The following is a 757-nucleotide window of genomic DNA, read 5'->3' as shown; positions in this document are numbered from 1 at the left end:
TGCCTCTACACACCCTATGTATTCAGGTATGAGTAACTGCGAATTACCACAGCTGGGTTTCCCCATTCGGACACCCCCGGATCAAAGCTTGCTTACAGCTCCCCGAGGCAGTTTCGTTGTTCGCCACGTCCTTCGTCGGCTCCTGGCGCCTAGGCATCCTCCGTGTGCTCTTATTAGCTTAACCATCGCTCCGGTGTTTCGCTTGTTCGCTCATCTTGTTTTAAACAGCGCTCCCGGATGAATCCGTTCGCTAGTCTGTTTAAAGCCAAAGGTCGCTTCACAATCGAAAACCTTCGCTTTCAGCATACTAATAACGATTTCAACTTGTTTACACAAGTTTCAGCTAAAAGATGTTCTAAAACGCATTTTCGTTTCGGTATCCAGTTTTCAAGGATCAAGGTACTACTTGAGAGCTTCAACTCTCAAAACTGAGCAACGAGTGAGTGTTCGAACCCAAAGGTTCTAGTGGAAGTCAAGCTTCCGATTTGAATGTCTCCATTGCAGGAAACGATTCTCCATAGAAAGGAGGTGATCCAGCCGCACCTTCCGATACGGCTACCTTGTTACGACTTCACCCCAATCATCTACCCCACCTTCGGCGGCTGGCCCCCTTGCGGGTTACCCCACCGACTTCGGGTGTTGTAAACTCTCGTGGTGTGACGGGCGGTGTGTACAAGACCCGGGAACGTATTCACCGCGGCATGCTGATCCGCGATTACTAGCAATTCCGACTTCATGCAGGCGAGTTGCAGCCTGC

Annotated in this window: 2 rRNA genes; both read right to left on the bottom strand. The window is 50.3% G+C overall.

The window, feature by feature from the left end:
• Positions 1-184: ribosomal RNA gene (locus tag A3848_RS28755) — 23S ribosomal RNA — on the bottom strand; the annotation flags it as partial.
• Between the two features lie 337 nt (positions 185-521).
• Positions 522-757 (bottom strand): 16S ribosomal RNA (locus A3848_RS28750); the annotation flags it as partial.

The organism is Paenibacillus sp. P32E (genome assembly GCF_001909085.1).
Classification (GTDB): Bacteria; Bacillota; Bacilli; order Paenibacillales; family Paenibacillaceae; genus Paenibacillus_AQ; species Paenibacillus_AQ helianthi.
The sequence above is the reverse complement of the archived record's forward strand: the minus strand, read 5'-3'. Positions and strand labels throughout refer to the sequence as shown.